Raw genomic sequence first — 20,743 nt, forward strand, 5'->3', positions numbered from 1 at the left:
CGCGCCGGGTATCGACAAGCTCGCCGGCGCTGCGCTATGTTCGATATTCGGTCAGTTCGCTGGCCAGCGTCGCTCGGACGGTCCGGGCGCTAACGTTTATCGAGGAATCCCCTATGGCTGATAACAGTCCACAGCGCCGTTTTACGCGCATTGAACGTCTTCCCCCTTACGTATTCAACATCACCGCCGAACTGAAAATGGCCGCACGCCGTCGCGGTGAGGATATTATCGATTTCAGCATGGGGAACCCCGACGGCCCGACGCCGCCGCACATCGTGGAAAAACTGTGCGCCGTCGCCCAGCGCGACGACACCCACGGTTACTCCACCTCGCGCGGCATTCCGCGCCTGCGCCGCGCCATTTCGCGCTGGTATGCCGATCGTTATCAGGTGGATATCGATCCGGAAAGCGAAGCCATCGTCACCATCGGTTCGAAAGAGGGGCTGGCGCATCTGATGCTGGCGACCCTGGATCACGGCGATACCGTGCTGGTGCCGAACCCCAGTTACCCGATCCACATTTACGGCGCGGTGATCGCCGGCGCCCAGGTGCGTTCGGTGCCGCTGGTGGACGGCGTGGATTTCTTCAGTGAACTGGAGCGCGCCATTCGGGAAACCATTCCGCGCCCGAAAATGATGATCCTCGGCTTCCCGTCCAACCCGACTGCGCAGTGCGTGGAGCTGGATTTCTTCGAGCGGGTGGTGGCGCTGGCCAAACAGTACAACGTGCTGGTGATCCACGACCTGGCCTATGCCGACATCGTTTATGACGGCTGGAAAGCGCCGTCGATCATGCAGGTGCCGGGGGCGAAAGACATTGCGGTGGAGTTCTTCACCCTGTCGAAAAGCTACAACATGGCCGGCTGGCGCATCGGTTTCATGGTCGGCAACCCTGAGCTGGTCAGCGCGCTGGCGCGCATCAAAAGTTATCACGACTACGGCACCTTCACGCCGCTGCAGGTGGCGGCCATCGCCGCGCTGGAAGGCGATCAGCAGTGCGTGCGCGATATCGCCGAGCAGTATCGGCAGCGCCGCAACGTGCTGGTGAAGGGGCTGCACGAGGCCGGCTGGATGGTGGAAAACCCGAAGGCGTCGATGTACGTGTGGGCGAAAATCCCCGAGCCTTATGCCCACCTCGGTTCGCTGGAGTTCGCCAAGCGCCTGCTGGCGGAAGCCAAGGTCTGCGTCTCGCCGGGCATCGGCTTCGGCGACTACGGCGATACCCACGTGCGCTTCGCGCTGATCGAGAATCAGGATCGTATCCGCCAGGCGGTGCGCGGCATCAAGGCGATGTTCCGCGCGGACGGGCTGCTGAAGCCGGGTAAAGCCGGCAGCGCCAAATAACCCTGTCAGGCCGGGCGTTCGCCCGGCCTTATTTTTTCCGTCCCAAGGTTTTCTTCATTATTTCCCCATTATGCTCAACTACGCTGAATTTTATTTTTTGGACAGAGTGTATGAGCAACCGCTACGCGCGATCGCAAATCGTTTTACATTGGCTGACGTTGCTGATGGTGATCCTCACCTATGCGGCGATGTTGCTGAAAGATTCGGTGCCGGAGGCGTGGGCGCCGATGGTCAAAAATCTGCATTTCAACTTTGGGGTATCGGTCTTTGCCCTGATGCTGATTCGGTTGGCGGTGCGCTCTTTCCACGCTGCGCCGCCAACCACGCCTCCGCTGGAGGAGTGGCAGGAGGTAGGCGCGAAGATTTTCCATTGGCTGCTGTACGTGGTCTTCCTGATGTTGCCGCTGCTGGGCATGTTAACCCTGGCCTACGGTGGGAAATCGTGGTCTTTGCTGGGCTGGCCGATGCCGCAGTGGGTGACGCCGGATCCGGTGATGCGTAAGCTGGTCAAAACGGTGCATGAGACGCTGGCAAACGTTGGCTACTTTATCATTGGCGCGCATGCGCTGGCGGCGCTGTATCACCACTACCTGCGCAAGGACGACACCCTACGCCGCATGATGCCGGGCAAATGAGCGCTAGCCGAAACGACAAAGGGACGCTTGCGCGTCCCTTTGTCTGTGTTCCTGGTGTGGCTGCTGTCAGGCAACCATCAACATGAAGGTGCCAACCCAGGCAACCAGCATGAATGACACGCCCATCAAAAAATATTTCACTGAACAACTCCTGTCTGGAGTCCTCGCCAGCAATGATCCCGATTGTTGTGCTGAGTATTTTATGGGCAACCTGCTTGTCGGGCGGATTCTTCCAAGCGGAAGAACAACGTCCTCGAGCGCGGGTTGTCCGGTTGTCGCGCCTCATGCTCCGTGAGGTAAAATCCGAACCGCGACAGGATCGGCGCTAATGTACTCTCAATACTGGTCTGATTTCAATACTGTGTTTTTGATCACAATTTTAGGCTATTTTTTAAACAGGGTGCGCTGTTTTATAACGCTTTTTATTTATGTTTACCTATAGTAAGTTTCGACGCTAGGATAGCGTTGTAACGTAGGCTGGCTACAATCGAAAAGGATTTTTAATTTGTTGTTATTAAAGTTTTTTTTTAAAGCATCGGTGCTTTTTTTGATAGCGGCCCCGCCGTCTGCTTTTGCCAGTAATGCTTTGTGGCGCGTAGTGAATAATCTATGTGTGTTTAACTATCAATATTTAGGAACACCATTTCCCTGCGATAAAGTTTCAATGGATGAAGGTGTCGCTCGTGGCTATGCCATCGTACGCGATCTTGAAAGCCGCTATCATTATTTGCTCGTGCCAACGTTGAAAATGGCGGGAGTCGAAAGTCCGGAACTGTTATTAGCTGATACGCCAAATTATTTTGCGTTGGCTTGGCAGAATCGACATGTTCTGGAAGAGGTTTATGGCTCTTCATTGCCACGAGAAGCTTATGCTTTAACAATAAACTCGCAGCGAGGCCGTACTCAAGGGCAATTGCACATTCACATTTCATGCTTGAAACCGCATGTCAGACGCAGTATAGACCGCCAGCTACCTAATATTGGGGATGAATGGACACCGTTGAAAGACAACTTGGTTGGGCAACATTATTTAGGTATGCGAATAAGGCAAGCGGATTTGGACGGTGTGTTTCCATTTATCAATATAGGTCATGATCTGATTAAAAAAAACGCGGATATGAGAAAGTTTGGTGTGGCGGTCGTCCCCGTTACTTTTGAAGATAAACAACAAGGGTTTATTTTATTGGCTGACGAGGAAGGGGCGATGAAAAACAATACGGGGCACACTGAGAATTTGCTTGATTTTTCTTGTAAGAACTTTACCACGCATTCCAGTTAGCGATACGTCGTGAACAGAAAGCCCGCCGTGTGGCGGGCTTTAAAATCGGGTATTGCAATACGGTGGCAGGCGCTCAGGCGACGGCGTTGATGCCGGTCGCCAAAATGACCCAAAAAACGAGACAAGACAGCAGAATAACGGCCCAAATATGACGGCGACTCCACTCCATTTTTAGCCTTCGTTGTTGCGACAAGTGATTAGGTAGCCATCATATCGGCGCAAAACGGGGGAAATTTAGCCCCCTTGGATAATATTTCGCTTACCTGCCGCTAACTTATTGGCAAACTTCACTTATCGTCACGCGCACTTCGTAGCCCAGCAGATACAACGCCTGCTCCAGCGCTTCCACTTTTGAAGCGTAGCCGATATCCAGCAACCGCTCCATTTGCCCGCCGTTGAAACCCAGCTTGCGCGCCAGCGCCGCTTTACCGGTGTTTTTGCGCAGCATCGCGTTGTGCAGTTCGATCTTCAGCGCCACCAGCGCCGGCAGATGTACCCTCAAGTCATCGGTTTGCGAAGGAGAAGGGGCGGGCAGGGGCAGCCCTTCATCCATCGCGGCGGCGATGGCGGCCAGCAGGCTTTCCTGCGCTTCCAGCTCGATGTCTTCGCGTTTATAGCAGGCAGATTGCCACTCGGGGAAGTCGTGGAAACCGATCTGCCAGGCGTCGCTGTCGCTATCGAAGGTGTAATGGGCGGGGTAGTGGCTGTACATGGCAATCCCTGATTGAAACCAGAATGAGGCGCTATTGTGACGGCATGCTCGGGAGATAGCCAGCATGAATGTATCCGTGGGGGAATTTAAATTGAATTGAATAATTATTAGCAGGCAAATTTAATGTTCGTGTTAACAATAATCTTGTTATTTTCTCCAACAAGGCAGGTTATTTAATTGGATGTTTGGATTAATATTCCTGTCGGCCGGTGATAATGAGAATTAAAATCAAATATCACACCGGTTTTATACAATTTCACACGAAAGAGTGAAATTAAGAATATTGATCATTAATGTGTTTTATCTTATTGATTTGTATTGTTTTAATTTTTGTTATTTCACTTATTGATAATTGTGAAATTCCAGTTTCAGGCAGATATCACCTGGCTGCGGTATTCATTGGCAGATTTATAAAATACTCTTTTTAGGCAAAGGCGCATTCGATTCTATTTAAGCGTGCGCCAGACAGAAATATTCATTACTCCATGCTTATTACCCGGCGGCTCTAGCCGACTTTTCGGGTGCCTGCTCGCATTTCTACTTTGCCAGGACAGCAGCTCACGGATTAAAGGAATACCTCGTGCCTAAAGTTAACTCGCGTTCATTACGCTTTACCGAACGCCACGCTACCAAATATGCGGCGTCATTGCTGTTTATCGGTTTATCCCTGCCGGCCACCGCGCTGGCGGATGAACGCTATGACGCGCTGATCCGTCAGGCCAGATCGGGCGATACTGCGCCGGTGCTGGCGTATTTATCGCAGCGGCGCGCTCAGGAGGGGTTGAGCCTGCAGCAGCGAGCCGATTATATCCAGGTGGCCGGGTGGGCCGGCCACGATGAAGAGGTAGTCGCGCTTTGGCGTGCCGACGGCGCCGCGCTGCAGCGGGATAGCGCCAGTCTGGCGACGGCGGCTCGCGCCTATCGCAACCTGAAGCAGTGGCAACCATCGCTGCGACTGTGGCGTACGGCGTTGCAGCTCGCTCCCGCCGACGGCGGCTTACAGCGTGGCTATGTGATGACGCTGGCGGATGCCGGGCAGGATGCGCAGGCGCAAACGGAGGCGGCCAAAGCGGAGAAGCTGCTGGAGCCGGCGACGTGGTATCTGACGCGCGCCTATGTGGACCAGGCCGCCGGCCGCAGCTGGGCGGCGCTGGAAAACGCCACTCATGCCCGCGCGCTGGCGCCGTCCGACACCGGAATTCAGGCTTATTACGTGACGCTGCTGGCGGCGAATCGGGTTGCGGATCCGGCGCTGCGTGAAAGCCAGGGGCTGACATTGCCGCCCGTGCAGCAGCGGCGCCTGCAGGCGGATGAAGCCGCCGAGCTGGTGCGGTTGTCGTTTATCGATGCTCGCGGCGAACAGGAACGTTTCGTCATCGCCGATCGCGCGCTGGCGCGCTATGACCAACTGCTGACGCAGTGGCGGCCGCTGCCGGAGGCGCAGGACAGCTACCAACAGGCGCGTATCGATCGCCTTGGCGCGCTGCTGGCGCGTTATCGAATGGCCGACGTGGTGAGCGAGTATCAAACCCTGCAGGCGGAAGGGCGCACGGTGCCGGATTATGCCCAGCGCTGGGCGGCGTCCGCCTACCTCTATCTGCAGCAGCCGGACAAGGCGCAGGCCATTTTCGGCCGCCTGAACGCCGCCGCACCGCAGGCGGTGACCGCCGAAGACGAAACCGATCTGTTTTACGCGCAGGCGGAGAACGAACGCATCGATCAGGCGGCGCTGCTGGCGCAGCGCGTCAGCCAGCGCTATCCCTACGCGACCCGCCTGTACCAGCTGCCGACGCTGGCCTACAACGATGACTGGCTGGTCGGCCAATCGCTGTTGGCGCAGTCGCGGGTTTATCAACGCGATCTGGCCGAGGCCGAACGGCAGCTGACCCATCTGGCGCGCACGGCGCCGGGCAATCAGGGTCTGCGCATCTCCTTGGCCAGCGTTTATTTGGCGCGCGGCTGGCCGCGTCGCGCCGAGGAGGAGTTGAAACAGGTGGAAGGGCTGGAGCCGCGCAGCCTGCCGTTGGAGATCCAGCAGGGCTATGTCGCGCAGGGGTTGCAGGAGTGGCGCCAACTGGATTTGCTGGCCGACGACGTCATCCAGCGCGCGCCGGAAAGCGTCGCCGCTCAGCAGTTTGAACGTTCGCGCCGCATTCACCATATGTCTGAACTGCGCATCAGCGGCAATCAGGGCATCGATTCCGACGGGCCGGTCAGCGGCAGCCACGATTTCGGCATACACGCCGCGCTCTATTCACCGCCGATCGACGACAACTGGCGGCTGTTCACCGGCTGGGGATTCAACACCGGCCAGTTCGACGAGGGCAAGGGCATCAACCGCGATCTCAGCGCCGGTGCCGAGTGGCGCTCGCGCGATCTGTGGCTGGAGGCCGAGGTGGCCAACCGCAACTACGGCCACGGCAATGAGCTCGGCCTGCGCCTCTCATCCTGGTATGACCTGAATGATCAATGGCGCCTCGGCGGTTCGGTGGCGCGCCTGTCGGCCGAGACGCCGCTGCGCGCGTTGACCAACGGCATCAGCGCCAACGGCGGCAACCTGTGGCTGCGTTGGCAGCAGAACGAAAGCCGCGAGCTGCGCGCCAGCGTGGCGCCTTCGCACTTCTCGGACGGCAACAACCGGCTGGAATACGGCCTGGAAGGGCGGCAACGGCTGCTCGCCGGCGCCCGTTATCGGCTGGACATGAACCTGACGCTGTCCGGCAGCCGCAACAGCCAGGAGAACGTGCCGTATTACAACCCGAAGCACGACTTCACGCTGCTGCCGTCGTTAACGCTCGATCACACCCTGTATCGCCATTATCAGACCGAGTGGAGCCAGCAGTTCCAGGCCGGCGCCGGCAGCTACTGGCAGCGGGACTATGCGCGCAAGCCGATCACCCAGCTGGGTTACGGCCAGCGCGTCAGCTGGAACGGAGTGCTGGACGCCGGCGTGATGCTGCAGTTTGAGAAGCATCCGTACGACGGCAAACGCGAGCGGAACATCGGCGTGACGTTTGATCTGAATTATCGTTTTTAAAGGAATCATCATGCTTATTCGATCCTCGCTTTTAGTGCTGGCCGCGTTGCTGACCACCGCCTGCAGTCAGGCGGACGTACCGCGCTTCACGCCGCCGGCGGAGCGATCCGTGGGGCCAATGGAACGCCCGTGGCCGGCCAACCGCTACGCGGTGCTGGCGTATCACGACGTGGAAGACGGCGCGGCGGACCAGCGCTACATGTCGGTGCGCACCAGCGCGCTTAACGAACAGTTCGCCTGGCTGAAGCAAAACGGCTATCAGCCGGTTTCGGTCGAACAGATCCTGCAGGCGCAGAACGGCGGCCCGGCGTTGCCTAACAAGGCGGTGCTGCTGACTTTCGACGACGGCTACCGCAGCTTCTACAGCCGGGTATTCCCGTTGCTGAAGGCCTACAACTGGCCGGCGGTGCTGGCGCCGGTCGGCGTTTGGCTGGATGCGCCGGCCGACAAGCCGGTCGATTTCGGCGGCCTGATGACGCCGCGCGATCGCTTCCTCACCTGGCAGCAGGTGCGGGAAGTGTCGGACTCCGGGCTGGTGGAGATCGGCGCGCATACCTACGCCTCGCATTATGGCGGCATCGCCAACCCGCAGGGCAATACCGAACCGGCGGTCGCCAATCGGCTGTACGACGCCAAGCAGGGCCGCTATGAAAGCGAGACGGAATACCGCCAACGCATCGAGAAGGACGTGGCGTTGATCACCCGGCGCATCACCGCTGCCACCGGTAAGGCGCCGCGCGTGTGGGTCTGGCCGTACGGTGCGGCCGGCGGCGTGGCGCTGGATATCGCGCGCAAGCACGGTTACCGCATGGCGCTGACGCTGGAGAACGGGCTGGGAGACGTCAACGCGCCTGAGAACGTGCCGCGCATGCTGGTGGCCGGCAATCCGTCGCTGACGAGCTTCGCCCAGCAGCTGACGCAGATACAGAACCGACAGATCATGCGGGTGGCGCACGTCGATCTCGACTACCTCTACGATCCCGATCCGCAGCAGCAGGCCAAAAATCTCGACAAGCTGATCCAGCGCATCTACGACCTGCGCATCAATACCGTTTTCCTGCAGGCGTTCGCCGATCCAAAAGGCGACGGCAACGTGCGCGAGCTCTATTTCCCCAACCGCTGGCTGCCGATGAAGGCCGACCTGTTCAACCGGGTCTCCTGGCAGCTCTCGTCGCGCACCGGCGTGGCCGTGTATGCCTGGATGCCGGTGCTGGCGTTCGAGCTGGGGTCTGACGTGCCGCGCGTGCAGCGCCTCGATCCGCAAAGCGGGCAGCTGTCGGTAGACGACAAGCAGTATCGTCGCCTGTCGCCGTTCAGTCCGGTGGCGCGCCAGCGCATCGGTGAGATCTACGAGGATCTGGCGGCCCACGCCACTTTCAAAGGGATCCTGTTCCACGACGATGCGCTGCTGTCGGACTTCGAAGATGCCGGCCCCGAAGCCGTTGCGGCCTATCGCCAGGCCGGTTTCGCCGATTCGGTGGCGGCGATTCGTCAGGATCCGCAGGCGATGGCGCGCTGGACGCGCTTCAAGAGCCGGGCGCTGATCGACTTTACCCAGTCGCTGGCCGAACGGGTGCGGGCGATCCGCGGTCCGCAGGTGCAAACCGCGCGCAATATTTATGCGATGCCGGTACTCGATCCCGCCAGTGAAGCCTGGTTCGGCCAGAATTTAGCGGATTTCCTGCAGGCCTACGACTGGGTAGCGCCGATGGCGATGCCGCTGATGGAAAACGTGCCGCGCGCCGACAGCGGCCGCTGGCTGGATCAACTGGTGGGCAAAGTGGCCGCTTACCCCGGCGCGCTCGATAAAACGGTGTTTGAGTTGCAGGCTGTCGACTGGCGCAAGGAGCGCCGAATCAGCCTGGATGACGGTCAACTGCTGGCCGAATGGATGCGTCGCCTGCAGCGCAATGGCGCTCAGAGCTTTGGTTATTACCCCGACAACTTCCTCGACGATCGGCCTAAGCTGGACGCCGTTCGCCCGGTGTTGTCCTCAGCCTGGTTCCCACTGCCATGACAGATCGTTTAATTGCCTTATTTATCCTGTGTCTGGTGTTGAGCGTGCCTTTCGGCATCGTCCTGCTGTTTACCGGCGAAATGCTGCTCAACTTCGTGTTCTTCTGGCCGTTGTTCATGTCCGGCATCTGGATCGCCGGCGGCATCTATTTCTGGCTGCATCGCGAGCGGCATTGGCGCTGGAGCCCGGACATGCCCGCGCCGGCGCTGCCGGGCAACCCGTCGATCAGCGTGCTGATCCCCTGTTTCAACGAAGGGTTGAACGCGCGTGAAACCATTTCGGCGGCGATGGCGCAGCGCTATGACAATATCGAAGTGATCGCCATCAACGACGGCTCCAGCGATGACACCGCCGAGGTGTTGGACCAGTTGACGCTGGAGTTCCCCCGGCTGCGAGTGATCCATCTGGCGCAAAATCAGGGCAAGGCGATTGCACTGCAGGCGGGCGCAGCGGCGGCGCGCAGCGAGTATCTGGTGTGCATCGACGGCGATGCGCTGCTGGATCGCGATGCGGCAGCCTATTTGGTGGCGCCGCTGTTGGCCAATCCGCATGTCGGCGCGGTGACCGGCAATCCGCGCATCCGCACGCGCTCCACGCTGATCGGCCGCATCCAGGTCGGTGAGTTTTCGTCGATCATCGGCCTTATCAAGCGCACGCAGCGCGTTTATGGCCGCCTGTTCACCATCTCCGGCGTGGTCGCGGCGTTTCGTAAGCAAGCGCTTACCGATGTCGGTTACTGGAGTCAGGACATGATCACCGAAGACATCGACATCAGCTGGAAGCTGCAGCTGAAGCACTGGGCTATCTTCTTCGAACCGCGAGCGCTGTGCTGGATCCTGATGCCGGAGACCTTGCGCGGGCTATGGAAGCAGCGCCTGCGCTGGGCGCAGGGCGGCGCCGAGGTGTTTTTAAAGAATCTGCGCAACCTGTGGGCCTGGGAGCACCGGCATATGTGGCTGCTGTTCGCCGAGTATTGCCTCTCCACGCTGTGGGCGTTCACTTACCTGGTCAGCGTGCTGATTTTTCTGGTTGGACTGGCGATACCGCTGCCGGAGGGCATCCGCATTCACTCGCTGCTGACGCCGGCGTTTACCGGCCTGGTGCTGGGCGTGGTGTGCTTGCTGCAGTTCACCGTCAGTCTGCTGCTGGAGAAGCGCTATGAGAAGGGCTTTGGCCGCTCGTTGTTCTGGATCATCTGGTATCCGCTGGTGTATTGGCTGCTCAGCTTGCTGACCACGCTGGTGGCGTTTTCCAAAGTGATGTTGAAAGCTCGGCGCGGGCGTGCGCGCTGGATAAGCCCCGACCGGGGCATTGGGAGGATCAAAGAATGACGGACGTCCTGATTTATTCCGAGCGCGGCCTGCTGCCGCGCGTGGTAGACAGCCTGCTGACGCTTTTCGCCTGGTGCGGCTTTCTTTATCTGTTCAGCCGCGGCCTGATGTCGGTGATGGATCAGCACGGGGTGGGCTCCGCCCTGTCGCTGCTGGAAGTGATCTCGCTGTATATCATTGTGGCGTTGTTCAATGCCGTCACTCTGATCGCCTGGGCCAAATACAACCAGTATTTCTCCCGTCGCAGGGCGGCCGACCGCTGGCGGAAACAGCAACAGAACACCCACATCGGCTATATCACGCCGGAGCTGACCCGGCAGTTGCGGCGTTTGCCGATCGCCGTGGTGTCCCACAACAGCGGCGGCGGTATCAGCCAGGTTAGCGGCAGGCTGACGGCGGCCGAACCGGCAGCGAACAAGGTGGTGCAGCTGCGTTAATCGTCAGCGTTGCCGTCCGGCTTGCGGCGCAGCCCGTCGGGCGGCAACAGCAGGGCGCAGATCATCCCCGCCAGACTGAACAGCGGCAGCCAGCTCGCCACCGGGCCGGGAGAGTAATTGTTCAGCACCGAACACACATAGCACGCCACGGCCAGCGCCCAACCGGGCAGGCCGATATCGTTGAGCCGAAACGCGGTTTTGGCCATAAACCACGCCACCAGGCCAAAACAGAACAGCGCCCACACCATGATGCACAGCAGATACAGCAGCACCGAGACGAATTCCTCGGTATCGCCGTGCGCATGGGCGCGAAAATGGTTTTTATCCAGATAGGTCGACAGAAACGACAGTAGCACGATGCCAACGGCGAAGATCGCCAGCGAAAAAACAAAGGGTTTGCGCGAGATGCGCCCACGATAAAGGTCTTTGGCGAGTTGTCCGAGAGAGTCCATCACAATCCGTTGTCGTAATCATTGACCGCCCGGCGGTGGCCGGATGGCAAGCAGCCGGGCATTTTATCGGGGTAAATGCGGGCGTCAAGGTGATAATTTTTCTCATTTAGTTGCGGTTGAGATTCCACGCGGCCGCATCGGGCGTCCCTTCACCGTGCAAAACGTCACAATTTGGCACGTTTGGCTACCTGGCGCGGTAATTGGCGGCATAATCCTGTTTGTTCGCGTTGAACAATGCATTAACATAACTCCCACTTATCTCTTGCATGGCTATATGGATATCCGATGCGTCACCTGGTTGCGCTTTTACCGCTGATTACCTTGCTTGCTGCCTGTAGCAGCACGCCGAAACCCAGTACCACCGCTACGCCGCAGAGCACCCCGGTAAAGGGCGGCTTTTTGCTGAGCCCGGCGCACAGCGGCGCGCCGCTGGGGGGGGATTTCGCCAATAACCCGAATACCGCGCGCTTTATCGATAAGATGGTGCAGGAACACGGCTTTGATCGGCAGCAGCTGCACGACGTGCTGGCGCAGGCACGGCGTTTGGATTCGGTGCTGCGGCTGATGGACAGGCAGGCGCCGACGCCGTCTACCCAGGGCCCAACCGGGCCGAACGGTTCCTGGCTGCGCTACCGCAACAAGTTCATCACCCCGGATAACGTGCAGAACGGCGTGGTGTTCTGGAATCAATATCAGGATGCGCTGCAGCGCGCCTGGCAGGTGTACGGCGTGCCGCCGGAGATCATCGTGGGGATTATCGGCGTGGAGACCCGCTGGGGCCGCGTAATGGGTAAAACCCGCATTATCGACGCGCTGGCGACGTTGGCCTTCAACTACCCGCGCCGCGCCGATTACTTCGCCGGTGAGCTGGAAACCTTCCTGCTGATGTCGCGCACCGAAGGCGACGATCCGCTCGAACTGCGCGGCTCCTTTGCCGGCGCGATGGGCTATGGGCAGTTCATGCCTTCTTCCTTCAAAAGCTATGCGGTCGACTTCAACGGCGATGGGCATATCAACCTGTGGGATCCGGTCGATGCCATCGGCAGCGTGGCCAATTACTTCAAGGCGCACGGCTGGTCCAAAGGCGAACCGGTCGCCATTCAGGCCAACGGCCAGGCACCGGGGCTGGAAAACGGCTTCAAGACGCGCTACTCGGTTGCCGCGCTGGCGGAAGCCGGCCTAAGCCCGCAGGGCTCGCTCGGCGATAATCAGGAAGCCAGCCTGCTGCGGCTGGACATCGGCACCGGCTACCAGTATTGGTATGGCCTGCCGAACTTCTACGTCATCACCCGCTATAACCACAGCACCCATTACGCCATGGCGGTATGGCAGCTGGGCGAGGCGGTCGGGCGCTCGGCGCGCGGCGGCTTCTGACGCTGCGTCAATAAACGAAAAAGGCCGCTTGCGCGGCCTTTTTTGCGTTCTGAGCAATCAGAAATCGTAGCGCAGGCGCACCACGGTCATATCGCCGAGGTTGTCGGTGCTCGATGTCAGCACGTGCTCCACGTCAACGCGGAAACCGTAGTCAAACTGCACGGTAACCCCGAGGCCGTTGTCGATGCGCTGGTAGTTGCGGCCGGTGATGTATTCCAGGCGGTCGCCCATGAAGTACGGCATCACCGATTTCACCGCGTACTGGCCAACCGGCACGGTATAACCGGCCAGGTATTCGATACCCCATGCGTCGCCGGCGAAGTAATTATTGATGTCGGCTTTCTTGGTGGTCAGGAAGTCGTTGTAGTAACCGCCGCCGAAGGTGAGGGTCCAGTTGTCCGGTTTCCAACTGATGGCGGTACCGAAAATGTTCTGGTCATAGCTCTTGCTGCCGCTGGTGGACGGATTGCGCATTTCGGCGCGGGTGTAGTTCCAGGCGGTGCCCCAGGTCAAATCCGGCGTAATGTGGTAATCCACGCCCAGTGAGCCGCCGCCTTTGCGCTTGTAGCGCAGGCCGTTGCCCGGCAGATAGTCGCTGTCGCTGAACAGGTACGAAGCGTAAACGTCCGCATCGCCGAAGCGGTTCTTGTACTTCAGCATTTTGCGTGAGCGGTAAGAGCCGTCGTAGTCACCGTTGATGCCGTTGCCCGGTGCCTGGGCCAGCATGTCGTAGTCCCAGATATCGGTTTTGGCACCCACCACGTCATAATAAACGCTGTTCTGTTGACCGAAGGTCATCTGGCCCCAGGTGTTGCTTTTCAGGCCGGTGTACAGCATGCGGCGGCTGGTGTTTCTCGCGCCGTCGGCATAGTGGTGATCCCAGTCGAACAGCGCCGGAATGTTCACGCCCAGCTCGTAGTAGCTGATCCAGCTGATATCGTCGAACAGGTAGTAGTCCGCCGCGAAACGGAAGCGGGTGCCGCCGTCGAAGCCGTTACGCTTGTAGGAGCCCTTGTCACCGTCGCCCGTCATGTTGTTGAACTGCGGACGGATACTGCCGCCAACGGTGAAGTTCAGGCGGCTGAGCGGATCGCCAGCCTGCGGATCCTGCTTCAGCAGGGTGATTTCCGCCTGAGCGGCGAACGACGCGCTGCCGATCGCCAGACCCAGCGCCACCGCTTGAGTCAATACGCGCAATTTCATTGCCATGTGTTATCCCTGTTTTATGTATGACCGCCCCCATCAGCGCCGCCATGCCGATGTTTTGCGCAGAACGCTGCGTTTTCACGCATTTTGACGGTTTTTTTGGTATTTTAGCGGCGGGCGGCATTTGTAACATAAACGGTAAAATAAATAATTACTTTTCTTGCTAATTATTGGCCGGTTTTTGACCATTTCGTGCGGTGAAAAGGGCCGCTTTTCATGCCTTTCGATTCGGATGAATTCATCTAACGCCAAGGTTTATATTTTTCATTTGTCAGTCATCGGCGTCAGCCTGTAATTTTATCCGTGCAAGAGATAATTAATTAAAGCCTGTCACCGCCGTATTAACGTTAGCCGCTTTCTGCGTAATCGGTCGGCAGGAATAAGCGATTGGGAGGTCGCCATGAGGAATCTGTTAATGTTGTTGGTGGGGCTGTTTTCATTACCGGCGATGGCGGCGGAATCGCACGTTTGTAATTCTCAAGCTTATGATTATGCAGAGGTTAGTAAGCTCAGGTTGTCTGACGACACCCTGTTTTCCTGCCGCGGCGTGGGGCGCCTGACGATCCCGGAACTGGCGCGCAAAGGATGGAAGGTGATTCATTTAGCGCAGCAAACTGAATATACCGACTCCGTCGACAGCGACGGCGAGGTTATTAAACTTTATCAGGAAATCGTGGTGTATAAAGAATAACGCGACGGCAGCCTGTTATTATTTCAACGGCGACGAGAACCCTATTATGAATGCAAGAATCGGTATTGACGGCAGAGCTGCCGCCGCCATGGTGATGCTTTGCGCCATCTGGGGAATGCAGCAGGTGGCGATCAAGGCTGCCGAGGCGGATGTGTCGGCGGTGCTGCAAATTGCCATTCGTTCGGGTCTCGCCGCGCTGGGGGTATACCTGTTGGCGCGTTGCCGCGGCGAGTGTTTCACCTGGGATCGCGCCACGCTGAGCGCCGGTCTGAGCGTAGGGGCATTGTTCGCGCTGGAGTTCTTTTTTGTCTCCGAAGGGCTGCGCTATACCAGCGCCTCGCATATGGCGGTGTTTTTGTACACCGCGCCGCTGTTTTCTGCCCTTGGCCTGCATTTCCTGAATCGTCAGGAGCGTCTGTCGCCGGTGCAGTGGCTGGGCATGCTCATCGCCTTTGGCGGTGTGGTGCTGGCCATATCGGGCATGGCCGAGGGCAGCGGCGGGGCCGATCGGCTGAAAGGCGATTTCTATGGCCTGCTGGCGGGGATCGCCTGGGGCGGTTCTACCCTGGTGATCCGTACCACGCGCCTGGCGGAGTGCCCGGCCAAACAGACGCTGCTGTTCCAGTTGACGGGCGCCTGTGTGCTGCTGTCGCTGCTGGCGCTGGCTACGGACAATTTGCACGTCGTCCTGAGCCCCGTGGCGTGGAGCAGCCTGTTGTTCCAAACGGTGATCGTGTCGTTTTTCAGCTACCTGATCTGGTTTTCATTGTTGCGCCGTTATCAGGCTTCCTCGCTGGGCATTCTCACCTTTATGACGCCAGTATTCGGCATCCTGGCGGGGGCCGTCATTCTCGGCGAACCGTTGCAAATTGAATTTGTATTGGGTGCTGTGTTGATCGTACTGGGGTTAGTCGTAGTGAGTTGTTCATATCTTATTTATGTTGACCGAAGGGTGGCACCAAAAATATAAATTATGGATGTTGATGTACAGAACTACCAAATAAGCTGCGAAAGCCAATTCATTATTCAGCTGCAAATATCCCGCTATGCCTGGGGCGTGCCGCTGATTACGCTCAGCGATAACGGTGATTTTACCGTGATAAGAAGCCGAGGTTGGTCGAGGTTGGCTAATGGGATGCAATTGGAGGTTTATTATTTTGCCAATAATTCTCTGCTGACCTGGGATAAAAACCGCAAAAATATCTCTTATTCAAAGGCCGGCCGGCTCTACGCCTGCGCGCTGCATTTTTCTTATTCCCCCAAAGTATGGCGATAATCCTCTGGCCATCAGACCAGAGGGGCGATTTTCATGATCCACTGCTTAAACGCGAGGATCTTCGGCCACTGCCGCTCGGAGATGGTCGAGGTAAAATAGCAGTGCTCGCAGGGCACGGTCATGTCGGTGAACGGAATGATCAGTTCGCCGCTTTTGATCCAGTCCTGCACCAGATTGAGCCGCCCCATGGCGACGCCAAGGTGTCGCGTCGCGGCCAGCACTGCAAGATCGGAACGGTCGAACTCCATGCTTTTACTGTCGGTATCCAGCCCCAGCGCAAAGTGTTGCGACCAGGTTTGCCACTCATCTTCGCCGGAGTTGTAGCGATCGTGCAGCAGCGTGCAGAGGGCCAGGTTTTCCGGCGCATCGTACAGGTTATGCGTGGCGGCGTACTGCGGCGTGCAGATCGGCACCATTGATTCCTGCATAAAGGCTTCGTCCAGATGCCGCCCCGAGGGCAGTTTGCCGAAGTACATCGCCAGATCCACGCCGCGGTTGGCCAGGTTGATGATTTCCTGCCCGGTCAGAATATTGAGGTGAATGGTGGGGTGCTGGGCGATAAAGTCGCCGATGCGCGGCAGCAGCAGACATTGCACCAGGGATGGGTGCGAGTAGAGGGTCAAGGTCCCCGTCAACTCGCGATTTTTGATGTCCAGAATTTCTTGATTCAAGGTGTTGAAGGAACTGTCCAGCGCCCATTGCATGCGCTCGCCCTCCGGCGTCAGCGTAATCCGGCGATGAAAGCGTTGGAATAGCAGAAAACCCAATTCCTTTTCGAGCAAATTAATACGGTGGCTCACGGCGCTGGGGGTGATCGACAATTCTTGCGCCGCCAGCGCAAAAGATAAATGACGGGCGACGCATTCGAAAGTATGCAGCCGGGAAAATTGATAGCTGGTCAGCGGGGTCGCCCGCTGCGAATGTTTTTTACTGGGGAACATGCTATTTCTCCATGCGCATAATACGGCAATATTAACATTTAATGGCGCGGAGGATAAACCCAGACTGATTGATATATTCAGTTTTTACGCTGAGAAATATCGTTATGTTGCAGGGAAATTAACTGGCTTGCATAACAACCGGAAATAACAGGCGGTGGGCGCGTTGAGTGAGAGGGTGATGATAATCTGCAATAGGACGAATATAATAAAAAGACGTGCCGTATAAGCAGCGAGTAAAGACGGTGTGCGGCAGCCTGAACGATAAAGGCTCATGTTCCCTGCGTGATATAACGGTTTCGCCGCAATAATTCGTCGCATGGCGACACAGAATACGCGTTAATCCCAGCGGCAAGCGAGTGGAGGCATCAATCGATAATACTGCGCCCCCCTTAGGCCGATAGAACCGCGCCCGGTGGTTACCCACCGGGCGCGGCATTCAGGGAAAAGCGGTTTGTTCGTCGGCGAGTATCAACGGCGGCGCAGCAGCAGGCCGGTCAACAGGCCTGCGCCGGCAATGAGGGCCAATGCGGCGAGGGGGTTTTTCTTCATCATGTTGCCGGCGCAGCTCAGGGCATCGCCGTATTTTTCTTGCAGCACGCCCGCTGCCTGGCGCGCGGCGCCTTCGGCCTGCAAACGTTCGTTGCCGGTGACGTCGCCCGCGATTTCCTGCGCCTTGCCCGCCACTTTTTCCATCATGCCATTGGCTTTTTCGCTGTTCATTGTGATGCGCTCCTAAGGTTCGATCCGTTTGGCTTCCGCACAGGACGGAAGCCTGCATTTGCACCGCCATGTTATGCACTTCACTTTTGGCCTATAAGGGGCGTTTGCATCGGTTTGGGTAGTGCATTTGCAGGCTACTTGCCATTCCTGAAGGCCAGCCCACCGGTAAACAGCCCGCGTTCTCTGGCCCAGACGATGGCTTCGCTGCGGCTATGCACGCCGAGTTTGGAATAGACCGTCGCGACATGGTTGCGGATGGTGTTGAGCGCCAGATTGAGACGCGCCGCGATTTTCTTGTCCGGCAGCCCCTCGCAAATCAATTCCAGCACATCGCGCTCGCGCGGCGTGAGATCGCTGGCGGTAAATCCAGCCTGGTCGGGCCGATTGATGCTTTTCACGTTGGCCAATTTTTCGATCAGGGTTTGGCTGAACCAGGAGGCGTCCTGCATCACTTCTTCGATGGCGCTTACCAGCTCCAGCTCCGAGCGTTTGCGTTCGGTAATGTCCATGAGCACCAGCAGATAACAGGGCGCATTGTGGATGCTGACGGCATCCGCCGAGGCCACACAGTCAATCGACTCGCTCCCTTTCTTGCGCACCCGGATGTCCAGCCCTTCGACGTTGCCGCTTTTTTCCAGGGCGGCAAACAAACGGCGGTTCGCCTCCGGATCGTCAATAAACGGGATCTCTCCGACCGTCTTGCCGATCAAGTCTTCGGCGTCGTACTCGGTGGTGCGGGTGAAGGCTTCGTTGACATCCAGCACGCGCCGCTCGTGCGCGGTACATAACAACGTCGGCACCGGGCTCAGGCGAAATGCCTTGGCAAACCGTTCTTCACTTTCTCGCAGCGCCGATTCTGCCTGGCGCCGGGGTTCGAGATCGGTAAACGTGAATAGCATGCAGTCGTCTTCATTGATATCCAAGGGTTGGCCGGCAACCACCACCAGCTTGCTTCCGCCGCCGGGCAGCTTCAGCTCGGCCTCCATCTGCGGAATGGTAGCGCCTTCCCCCAGGCGCTGAACGGCCAGTTCTTTGTGCTCCGCCTGTTCCAAAACGTCGAGTTCATAAACCGAACGCCCCATGACCTGTTCACGTTGGTAACCGGTCATATCAAGGAACCCCTGGTTGACCTTGACGTAACGCAGGTCGCTTAGCCGACAAATGACTGCCGGTGCCGGATTGGCGTTGAAGGTTTTTTCAAAGCGCTGTTCGGCGCTGGCCCACTCCGTCGCGTCGCTCAGGATCAGTGCCAGCAGCTCCGGTTGCCCCTGCGCATCGGTGATAATCAGGCTCCGCAGGCGGTGCACCCAGAAGCTGTCCGGATCGTCGACCTGCCGAACCTCCACCACCACATCGGTGAAGGTTTCGCCTTCGGCAACCCGGTTCAGCGGGTACTGTTCCAAAACCAGCGGATGATTGTTGCGATAGCGCAGGGCAAAACGCGCCGCGTATTCGCCGGCATTGGCCCCCAGAGCTTTCTGATGACTCACGCCATGCATGGTCAACGCGGCCTCGTTGGCCCATAGCAAGGTTTGATCGGTATCCGTCAGGATCACGCCGTCGGACAAGCCGGAGATGATTTGCTGCAGGTGGCCGCTGTGGGTTTCGCTGGCCAAAACGGATTGGCTCATGTGTTCTCCGCTAGACAGAAGGGGGGCGGCCTCTTAAGGCGGCCGCGGGTTACGCTATTCGCTGAGCAGCTTAGTGCATAACGTGCGTATTCGCAGGGTGTGAATGCACCAGGCATTCTAATGCAAATGAACCGGGACGGCCGACGACGCCGCGCGGCAGACTGAATTTGTCTGCGCGGTTACCCGCCGTGCGTGCAATCACTTGTCCAGAAAATATAAGGAACAACGATGACCACTGTCTATGAATCAAATCGCTTAGCGTTTCAGGTGTCATGGGGCTCGATATTGGCCGGGAGTGCCGTGGCGCTGGTGACTTATCTGACCTTCAGCGTGCTGGGCACGGCTATTGGTGCCCAGGCTGTGGATATGATGCAAAAGGGCAACCCGCTGAGCGGCTTTGGCACCGGCACCGGGATCTGGCTGCTGGTTTCAACGTTGGCATCGCTGGCCGCAGGCGCGTTCGTCGCCGGCCGCTCCGCACCGAATCGCGGCGGCTTGCATGGCTTGCTGAGCTGGGCGATCACCACCTTGTTGACCACCTGGCTGATGGTTTCATTGGCGAGCGGCGTAGTGGGGCTGGCGGGAAGCGCGGTGGGTAAAGGGCTTTCGCTGGCAGGCAGCGGCCTGGCGGCGGCAGCGCCAAACGTAGGCGAAGGCCTCAAGCAACGGCTGGATAAAAAGGGCATCAGCCTTGACTGGGGAAGCCTGGAAAATCAGTTGAACGCCACCCTTAAGCAGAGCGGTAAGCCGGAGCTGGATCCTGCTCGGTTGGAGCAGAGAGCCAATCGGGCGGCCGCCGACGGCAAACAGTCGGCCGTGGATGCCGCGGCCGATCCGGCGCAGTCCGCCACCGAGCTTAAGCAGTGGTTCGAGCGCGTCAAGCAGTCCGGTGAGCCGGCGTTGAGCGCCGCCGATAAGGACGCGCTGGTGAATATCGTTGCGGCACGCACCGGCAAGAGCCGCGATGAAGCGAGCCAAATCGTCGATAACTACGCCCAGGCTTACCAGCAGGCGGCGCAGAAGGTGGAAAAACTCAAGGCCGAGGCCGAGCAGAAAGCGCGTGAAGCGGCCGATGAAGCGGCCAAACAGCTGTCTCGCGCCGCGTGGGGTTCGCTGTTGGTGCTGCTGTTGGGCGCTGCGTTGAGCGCCGGCGTGGGGCGGATTGCCGAATCAACCCGCCGCACTGTCGCGGTAAGTTGAGATGAAAAAAAACCTGTCGTGCATCTCGCTGAATTATCGAAAAGTAGCGGGGGCCTCTGCTCCCGTGCTCGTCATCGATTTCTGCAACGAGAACAACGAGCGTTATACCTTGCGCTACAACCTGCCGCCGGATACCCCGGAACGCACCGAGCGGCGGGTATCTTTGCTGCTGTACCTGTTGCGCAAGCACAGGTCCGCAGAGATCGACAACCTGGCTGATTAATCAGGCCGTTAATGAAAAGCCCAGCCTCGCGTGCTGGGCTTTTTGTTTGCGGCCGCAGGCCGTTCTGACAACAAGGCGCGGGCGAGTCGGCTCGGCATTTTACCGGGGGAGAGATGGGCGATTCATGGGAGTAGGCAGGGTTCCCAATGGGCGTGGTTTGTAAAACAGGGCATCGAGCAAGGTTTGTTAAAATATCCGTTTTCTCTGCGCAGGAACGATAAAAAAGAAACGCGCTATT

At 58.3% G+C, this 20,743-nt stretch carries 20 protein-coding genes; 13 read left to right on the forward strand and 7 right to left on the reverse strand.

The genetic code is table 11. The features are described 5' to 3' along the window. The first annotated feature begins 113 nt into the window (after positions 1-113). Together alaC and AC2CGI_RS01680 are read left to right on the forward strand one after the other, a co-directional pair. Positions 114-1,343 carry an alanine transaminase gene (gene alaC / locus AC2CGI_RS01675; protein ID WP_004936329.1) on the forward strand — a complete coding sequence of 410 codons (1,230 nt, stop codon included), beginning with the start codon at positions 114-116 and terminating at the stop codon, positions 1,341-1,343. Positions 1,344-1,453: 110 nt separating this feature from the next. Beyond that, positions 1,454-1,978: a cytochrome b gene (locus AC2CGI_RS01680; protein ID WP_015378645.1), complete on the forward strand. Its 525-nt coding sequence runs from the start codon at positions 1,454-1,456 to the stop codon at positions 1,976-1,978. A gap of 66 nt (positions 1,979-2,044) precedes the next feature. On the opposite strand, the gene ypdK is transcribed toward AC2CGI_RS01680, so the two are convergent. Continuing rightward, positions 2,045-2,119 carry a membrane protein YpdK gene (gene ypdK / locus AC2CGI_RS01685; RefSeq protein ID WP_099782600.1) on the reverse strand — a complete coding sequence of 25 codons (75 nt, stop codon included), beginning with the start codon at positions 2,117-2,119 and terminating at the stop codon, positions 2,045-2,047. Positions 2,120-2,483: 364 nt separating this feature from the next. On the opposite strand from ypdK, the gene AC2CGI_RS01690 reads away from it, so the two are divergent. Next, positions 2,484-3,257, forward strand: coding sequence for a CDP-diacylglycerol diphosphatase (locus AC2CGI_RS01690; RefSeq protein WP_076740565.1), 774 nt, complete (start codon positions 2,484-2,486; stop codon positions 3,255-3,257). Between the two features lie 274 nt (positions 3,258-3,531). Here the strand turns inward: AC2CGI_RS01690 and AC2CGI_RS01695 are convergent, their stop codons facing one another. Next, positions 3,532-3,969 carry a type II toxin-antitoxin system HicB family antitoxin gene (locus AC2CGI_RS01695; RefSeq protein WP_004936322.1) on the reverse strand — a complete coding sequence of 146 codons (438 nt, stop codon included), beginning with the start codon at positions 3,967-3,969 and terminating at the stop codon, positions 3,532-3,534. A gap of 580 nt (positions 3,970-4,549) precedes the next feature. On the opposite strand from AC2CGI_RS01695, the gene pgaA reads away from it, so the two are divergent. Genes pgaA through pgaD form a run of 4 tightly spaced genes read left to right on the forward strand, consistent with a single transcriptional unit; the run spans position 4,550 to position 10,791 of the window. Next, on the forward strand, positions 4,550-7,006 hold the full coding sequence (gene pgaA / locus AC2CGI_RS01700) for a poly-beta-1,6 N-acetyl-D-glucosamine export porin PgaA (RefSeq protein WP_076740566.1): 2,457 nt from the start codon (positions 4,550-4,552) through the stop codon (positions 7,004-7,006). 10 nt (positions 7,007-7,016) lie between these two features. After that, positions 7,017-9,023, forward strand: a complete 2,007-nt coding sequence (gene pgaB, locus AC2CGI_RS01705; protein ID WP_015378641.1) for a poly-beta-1,6-N-acetyl-D-glucosamine N-deacetylase PgaB — start codon at positions 7,017-7,019, stop codon at positions 9,021-9,023. Next, on the forward strand, positions 9,020-10,354 hold the full coding sequence (gene pgaC / locus AC2CGI_RS01710) for a poly-beta-1,6-N-acetyl-D-glucosamine synthase (RefSeq protein ID WP_015378640.1): 1,335 nt from the start codon (positions 9,020-9,022) through the stop codon (positions 10,352-10,354). Before pgaB ends, pgaC begins: the two co-directional genes overlap by 4 nt. Further along, positions 10,351-10,791 (forward strand): poly-beta-1,6-N-acetyl-D-glucosamine biosynthesis protein PgaD, encoded by a 441-nt coding sequence (pgaD, locus tag AC2CGI_RS01715; RefSeq protein WP_015378639.1) that lies wholly within the window; start codon positions 10,351-10,353, stop codon positions 10,789-10,791. The genes pgaC and pgaD overlap by 4 nt, the downstream gene beginning before the upstream one ends. Here the strand turns inward: pgaD and AC2CGI_RS01720 are convergent. Next, the gene (locus tag AC2CGI_RS01720; protein WP_076740567.1) at positions 10,788-11,243 is read right to left on the reverse strand and encodes a DUF805 domain-containing protein; all 456 of its coding nucleotides are present in this window, start codon (positions 11,241-11,243) and stop codon (positions 10,788-10,790) included. The genes pgaD and AC2CGI_RS01720 overlap by 4 nt on opposite strands. Positions 11,244-11,528: 285 nt before the next feature. Between AC2CGI_RS01720 and mltB the strand changes: the two genes are divergently transcribed. After that, positions 11,529-12,617, forward strand: a complete 1,089-nt coding sequence (gene mltB, locus AC2CGI_RS01725) for a lytic murein transglycosylase B (RefSeq protein WP_015378637.1) — start codon at positions 11,529-11,531, stop codon at positions 12,615-12,617. Positions 12,618-12,674: 57 nt separating this feature from the next. Here mltB and AC2CGI_RS01730 read toward each other — a convergent pair whose 3' ends face one another. Continuing rightward, positions 12,675-13,826, reverse strand: coding sequence for a porin (locus AC2CGI_RS01730; protein ID WP_015378636.1), 1,152 nt, complete (start codon positions 13,824-13,826; stop codon positions 12,675-12,677). Between the two features lie 397 nt (positions 13,827-14,223). Here AC2CGI_RS01730 and AC2CGI_RS01735 point away from each other — a divergent pair, with 397 nt between their 5' ends. From AC2CGI_RS01735 to AC2CGI_RS01745, 3 genes are read left to right on the forward strand one after another with little or no spacing between them, the layout of a single operon-like run. After that, entirely contained in the window at positions 14,224-14,514 is a 291-nt protein-coding gene (locus AC2CGI_RS01735) for a hypothetical protein (protein WP_076740568.1), read from the forward strand. Positions 14,515-14,560: 46 nt separating this feature from the next. Next, complete coding sequence (locus tag AC2CGI_RS01740) at positions 14,561-15,484, forward strand: DMT family transporter (protein WP_031300558.1); 924 nt, start codon at positions 14,561-14,563, stop codon at positions 15,482-15,484. Positions 15,485-15,487: 3 nt separating this feature from the next. Continuing rightward, complete coding sequence (locus AC2CGI_RS01745; RefSeq protein ID WP_015378633.1) at positions 15,488-15,790, forward strand: hypothetical protein; 303 nt, start codon at positions 15,488-15,490, stop codon at positions 15,788-15,790. Between the two features lie 11 nt (positions 15,791-15,801). Here the strand turns inward: AC2CGI_RS01745 and dsdC are convergent, their stop codons facing one another. The 3 genes from dsdC to AC2CGI_RS01760 form a co-directional block, all read right to left on the reverse strand. Next, a complete protein-coding gene (dsdC, locus tag AC2CGI_RS01750; protein WP_076740569.1) occupies positions 15,802-16,731 on the reverse strand; it encodes a DNA-binding transcriptional regulator DsdC in 930 nt (309 codons plus the stop codon). Positions 16,732-17,199: 468 nt separating this feature from the next. After that, positions 17,200-17,451 (reverse strand): CsbD family protein, encoded by a 252-nt coding sequence (locus AC2CGI_RS01755; protein WP_004936297.1) that lies wholly within the window; start codon positions 17,449-17,451, stop codon positions 17,200-17,202. A 134-nt stretch (positions 17,452-17,585) separates the two neighbouring features. Beyond that, positions 17,586-19,082 (reverse strand): helix-turn-helix transcriptional regulator, encoded by a 1,497-nt coding sequence (locus AC2CGI_RS01760; protein WP_033632462.1) that lies wholly within the window; start codon positions 19,080-19,082, stop codon positions 17,586-17,588. A 228-nt stretch (positions 19,083-19,310) separates the two neighbouring features. On the opposite strand from AC2CGI_RS01760, the gene AC2CGI_RS01765 reads away from it, so the two are divergent. Next, entirely contained in the window at positions 19,311-20,282 is a 972-nt protein-coding gene (locus AC2CGI_RS01765; RefSeq protein WP_076740570.1) for a hypothetical protein, read from the forward strand. 1 nt (position 20,283) lies between these two features. After that, entirely contained in the window at positions 20,284-20,505 is a 222-nt protein-coding gene (locus AC2CGI_RS01770; protein WP_004936288.1) for a hypothetical protein, read from the forward strand. The last annotated feature ends 238 nt before the right edge of the window (positions 20,506-20,743 follow it).

The organism is Serratia sp. LSHTC3 (assembly GCF_057197125.1).

Coding starts and splice junctions, on each gene's coding strand:
- alaC (WP_004936329.1), top strand. CDS start 114: ATGGCTGATAACAGTCCACAGCGCCGTTTTACGCGCATTGAACGTCTT.
- AC2CGI_RS01680 (WP_015378645.1), top strand. CDS start 1,454: ATGAGCAACCGCTACGCGCGATCGCAAATCGTTTTACATTGGCTGACG.
- AC2CGI_RS01695 (WP_004936322.1), bottom strand. CDS start 3,969: ATGTACAGCCACTACCCCGCCCATTACACCTTCGATAGCGACAGCGAC.
- pgaB (WP_015378641.1), top strand. CDS start 7,017: ATGCTTATTCGATCCTCGCTTTTAGTGCTGGCCGCGTTGCTGACCACC.
- pgaC (WP_015378640.1), top strand. CDS start 9,020: ATGACAGATCGTTTAATTGCCTTATTTATCCTGTGTCTGGTGTTGAGC.
- pgaD (WP_015378639.1), top strand. CDS start 10,351: ATGACGGACGTCCTGATTTATTCCGAGCGCGGCCTGCTGCCGCGCGTG.
- AC2CGI_RS01720 (WP_076740567.1), bottom strand. CDS start 11,243: ATGGACTCTCTCGGACAACTCGCCAAAGACCTTTATCGTGGGCGCATC.
- mltB (WP_015378637.1), top strand. CDS start 11,529: ATGCGTCACCTGGTTGCGCTTTTACCGCTGATTACCTTGCTTGCTGCC.
- AC2CGI_RS01730 (WP_015378636.1), bottom strand. CDS start 13,826: ATGGCAATGAAATTGCGCGTATTGACTCAAGCGGTGGCGCTGGGTCTG.
- AC2CGI_RS01735 (WP_076740568.1), top strand. CDS start 14,224: ATGAGGAATCTGTTAATGTTGTTGGTGGGGCTGTTTTCATTACCGGCG.
- AC2CGI_RS01740 (WP_031300558.1), top strand. CDS start 14,561: ATGAATGCAAGAATCGGTATTGACGGCAGAGCTGCCGCCGCCATGGTG.
- AC2CGI_RS01745 (WP_015378633.1), top strand. CDS start 15,488: ATGGATGTTGATGTACAGAACTACCAAATAAGCTGCGAAAGCCAATTC.
- dsdC (WP_076740569.1), bottom strand. CDS start 16,731: ATGTTCCCCAGTAAAAAACATTCGCAGCGGGCGACCCCGCTGACCAGC.
- AC2CGI_RS01755 (WP_004936297.1), bottom strand. CDS start 17,451: ATGAACAGCGAAAAAGCCAATGGCATGATGGAAAAAGTGGCGGGCAAG.
- AC2CGI_RS01760 (WP_033632462.1), bottom strand. CDS start 19,082: ATGAGCCAATCCGTTTTGGCCAGCGAAACCCACAGCGGCCACCTGCAG.
- AC2CGI_RS01765 (WP_076740570.1), top strand. CDS start 19,311: ATGACCACTGTCTATGAATCAAATCGCTTAGCGTTTCAGGTGTCATGG.
- AC2CGI_RS01770 (WP_004936288.1), top strand. CDS start 20,284: ATGAAAAAAAACCTGTCGTGCATCTCGCTGAATTATCGAAAAGTAGCG.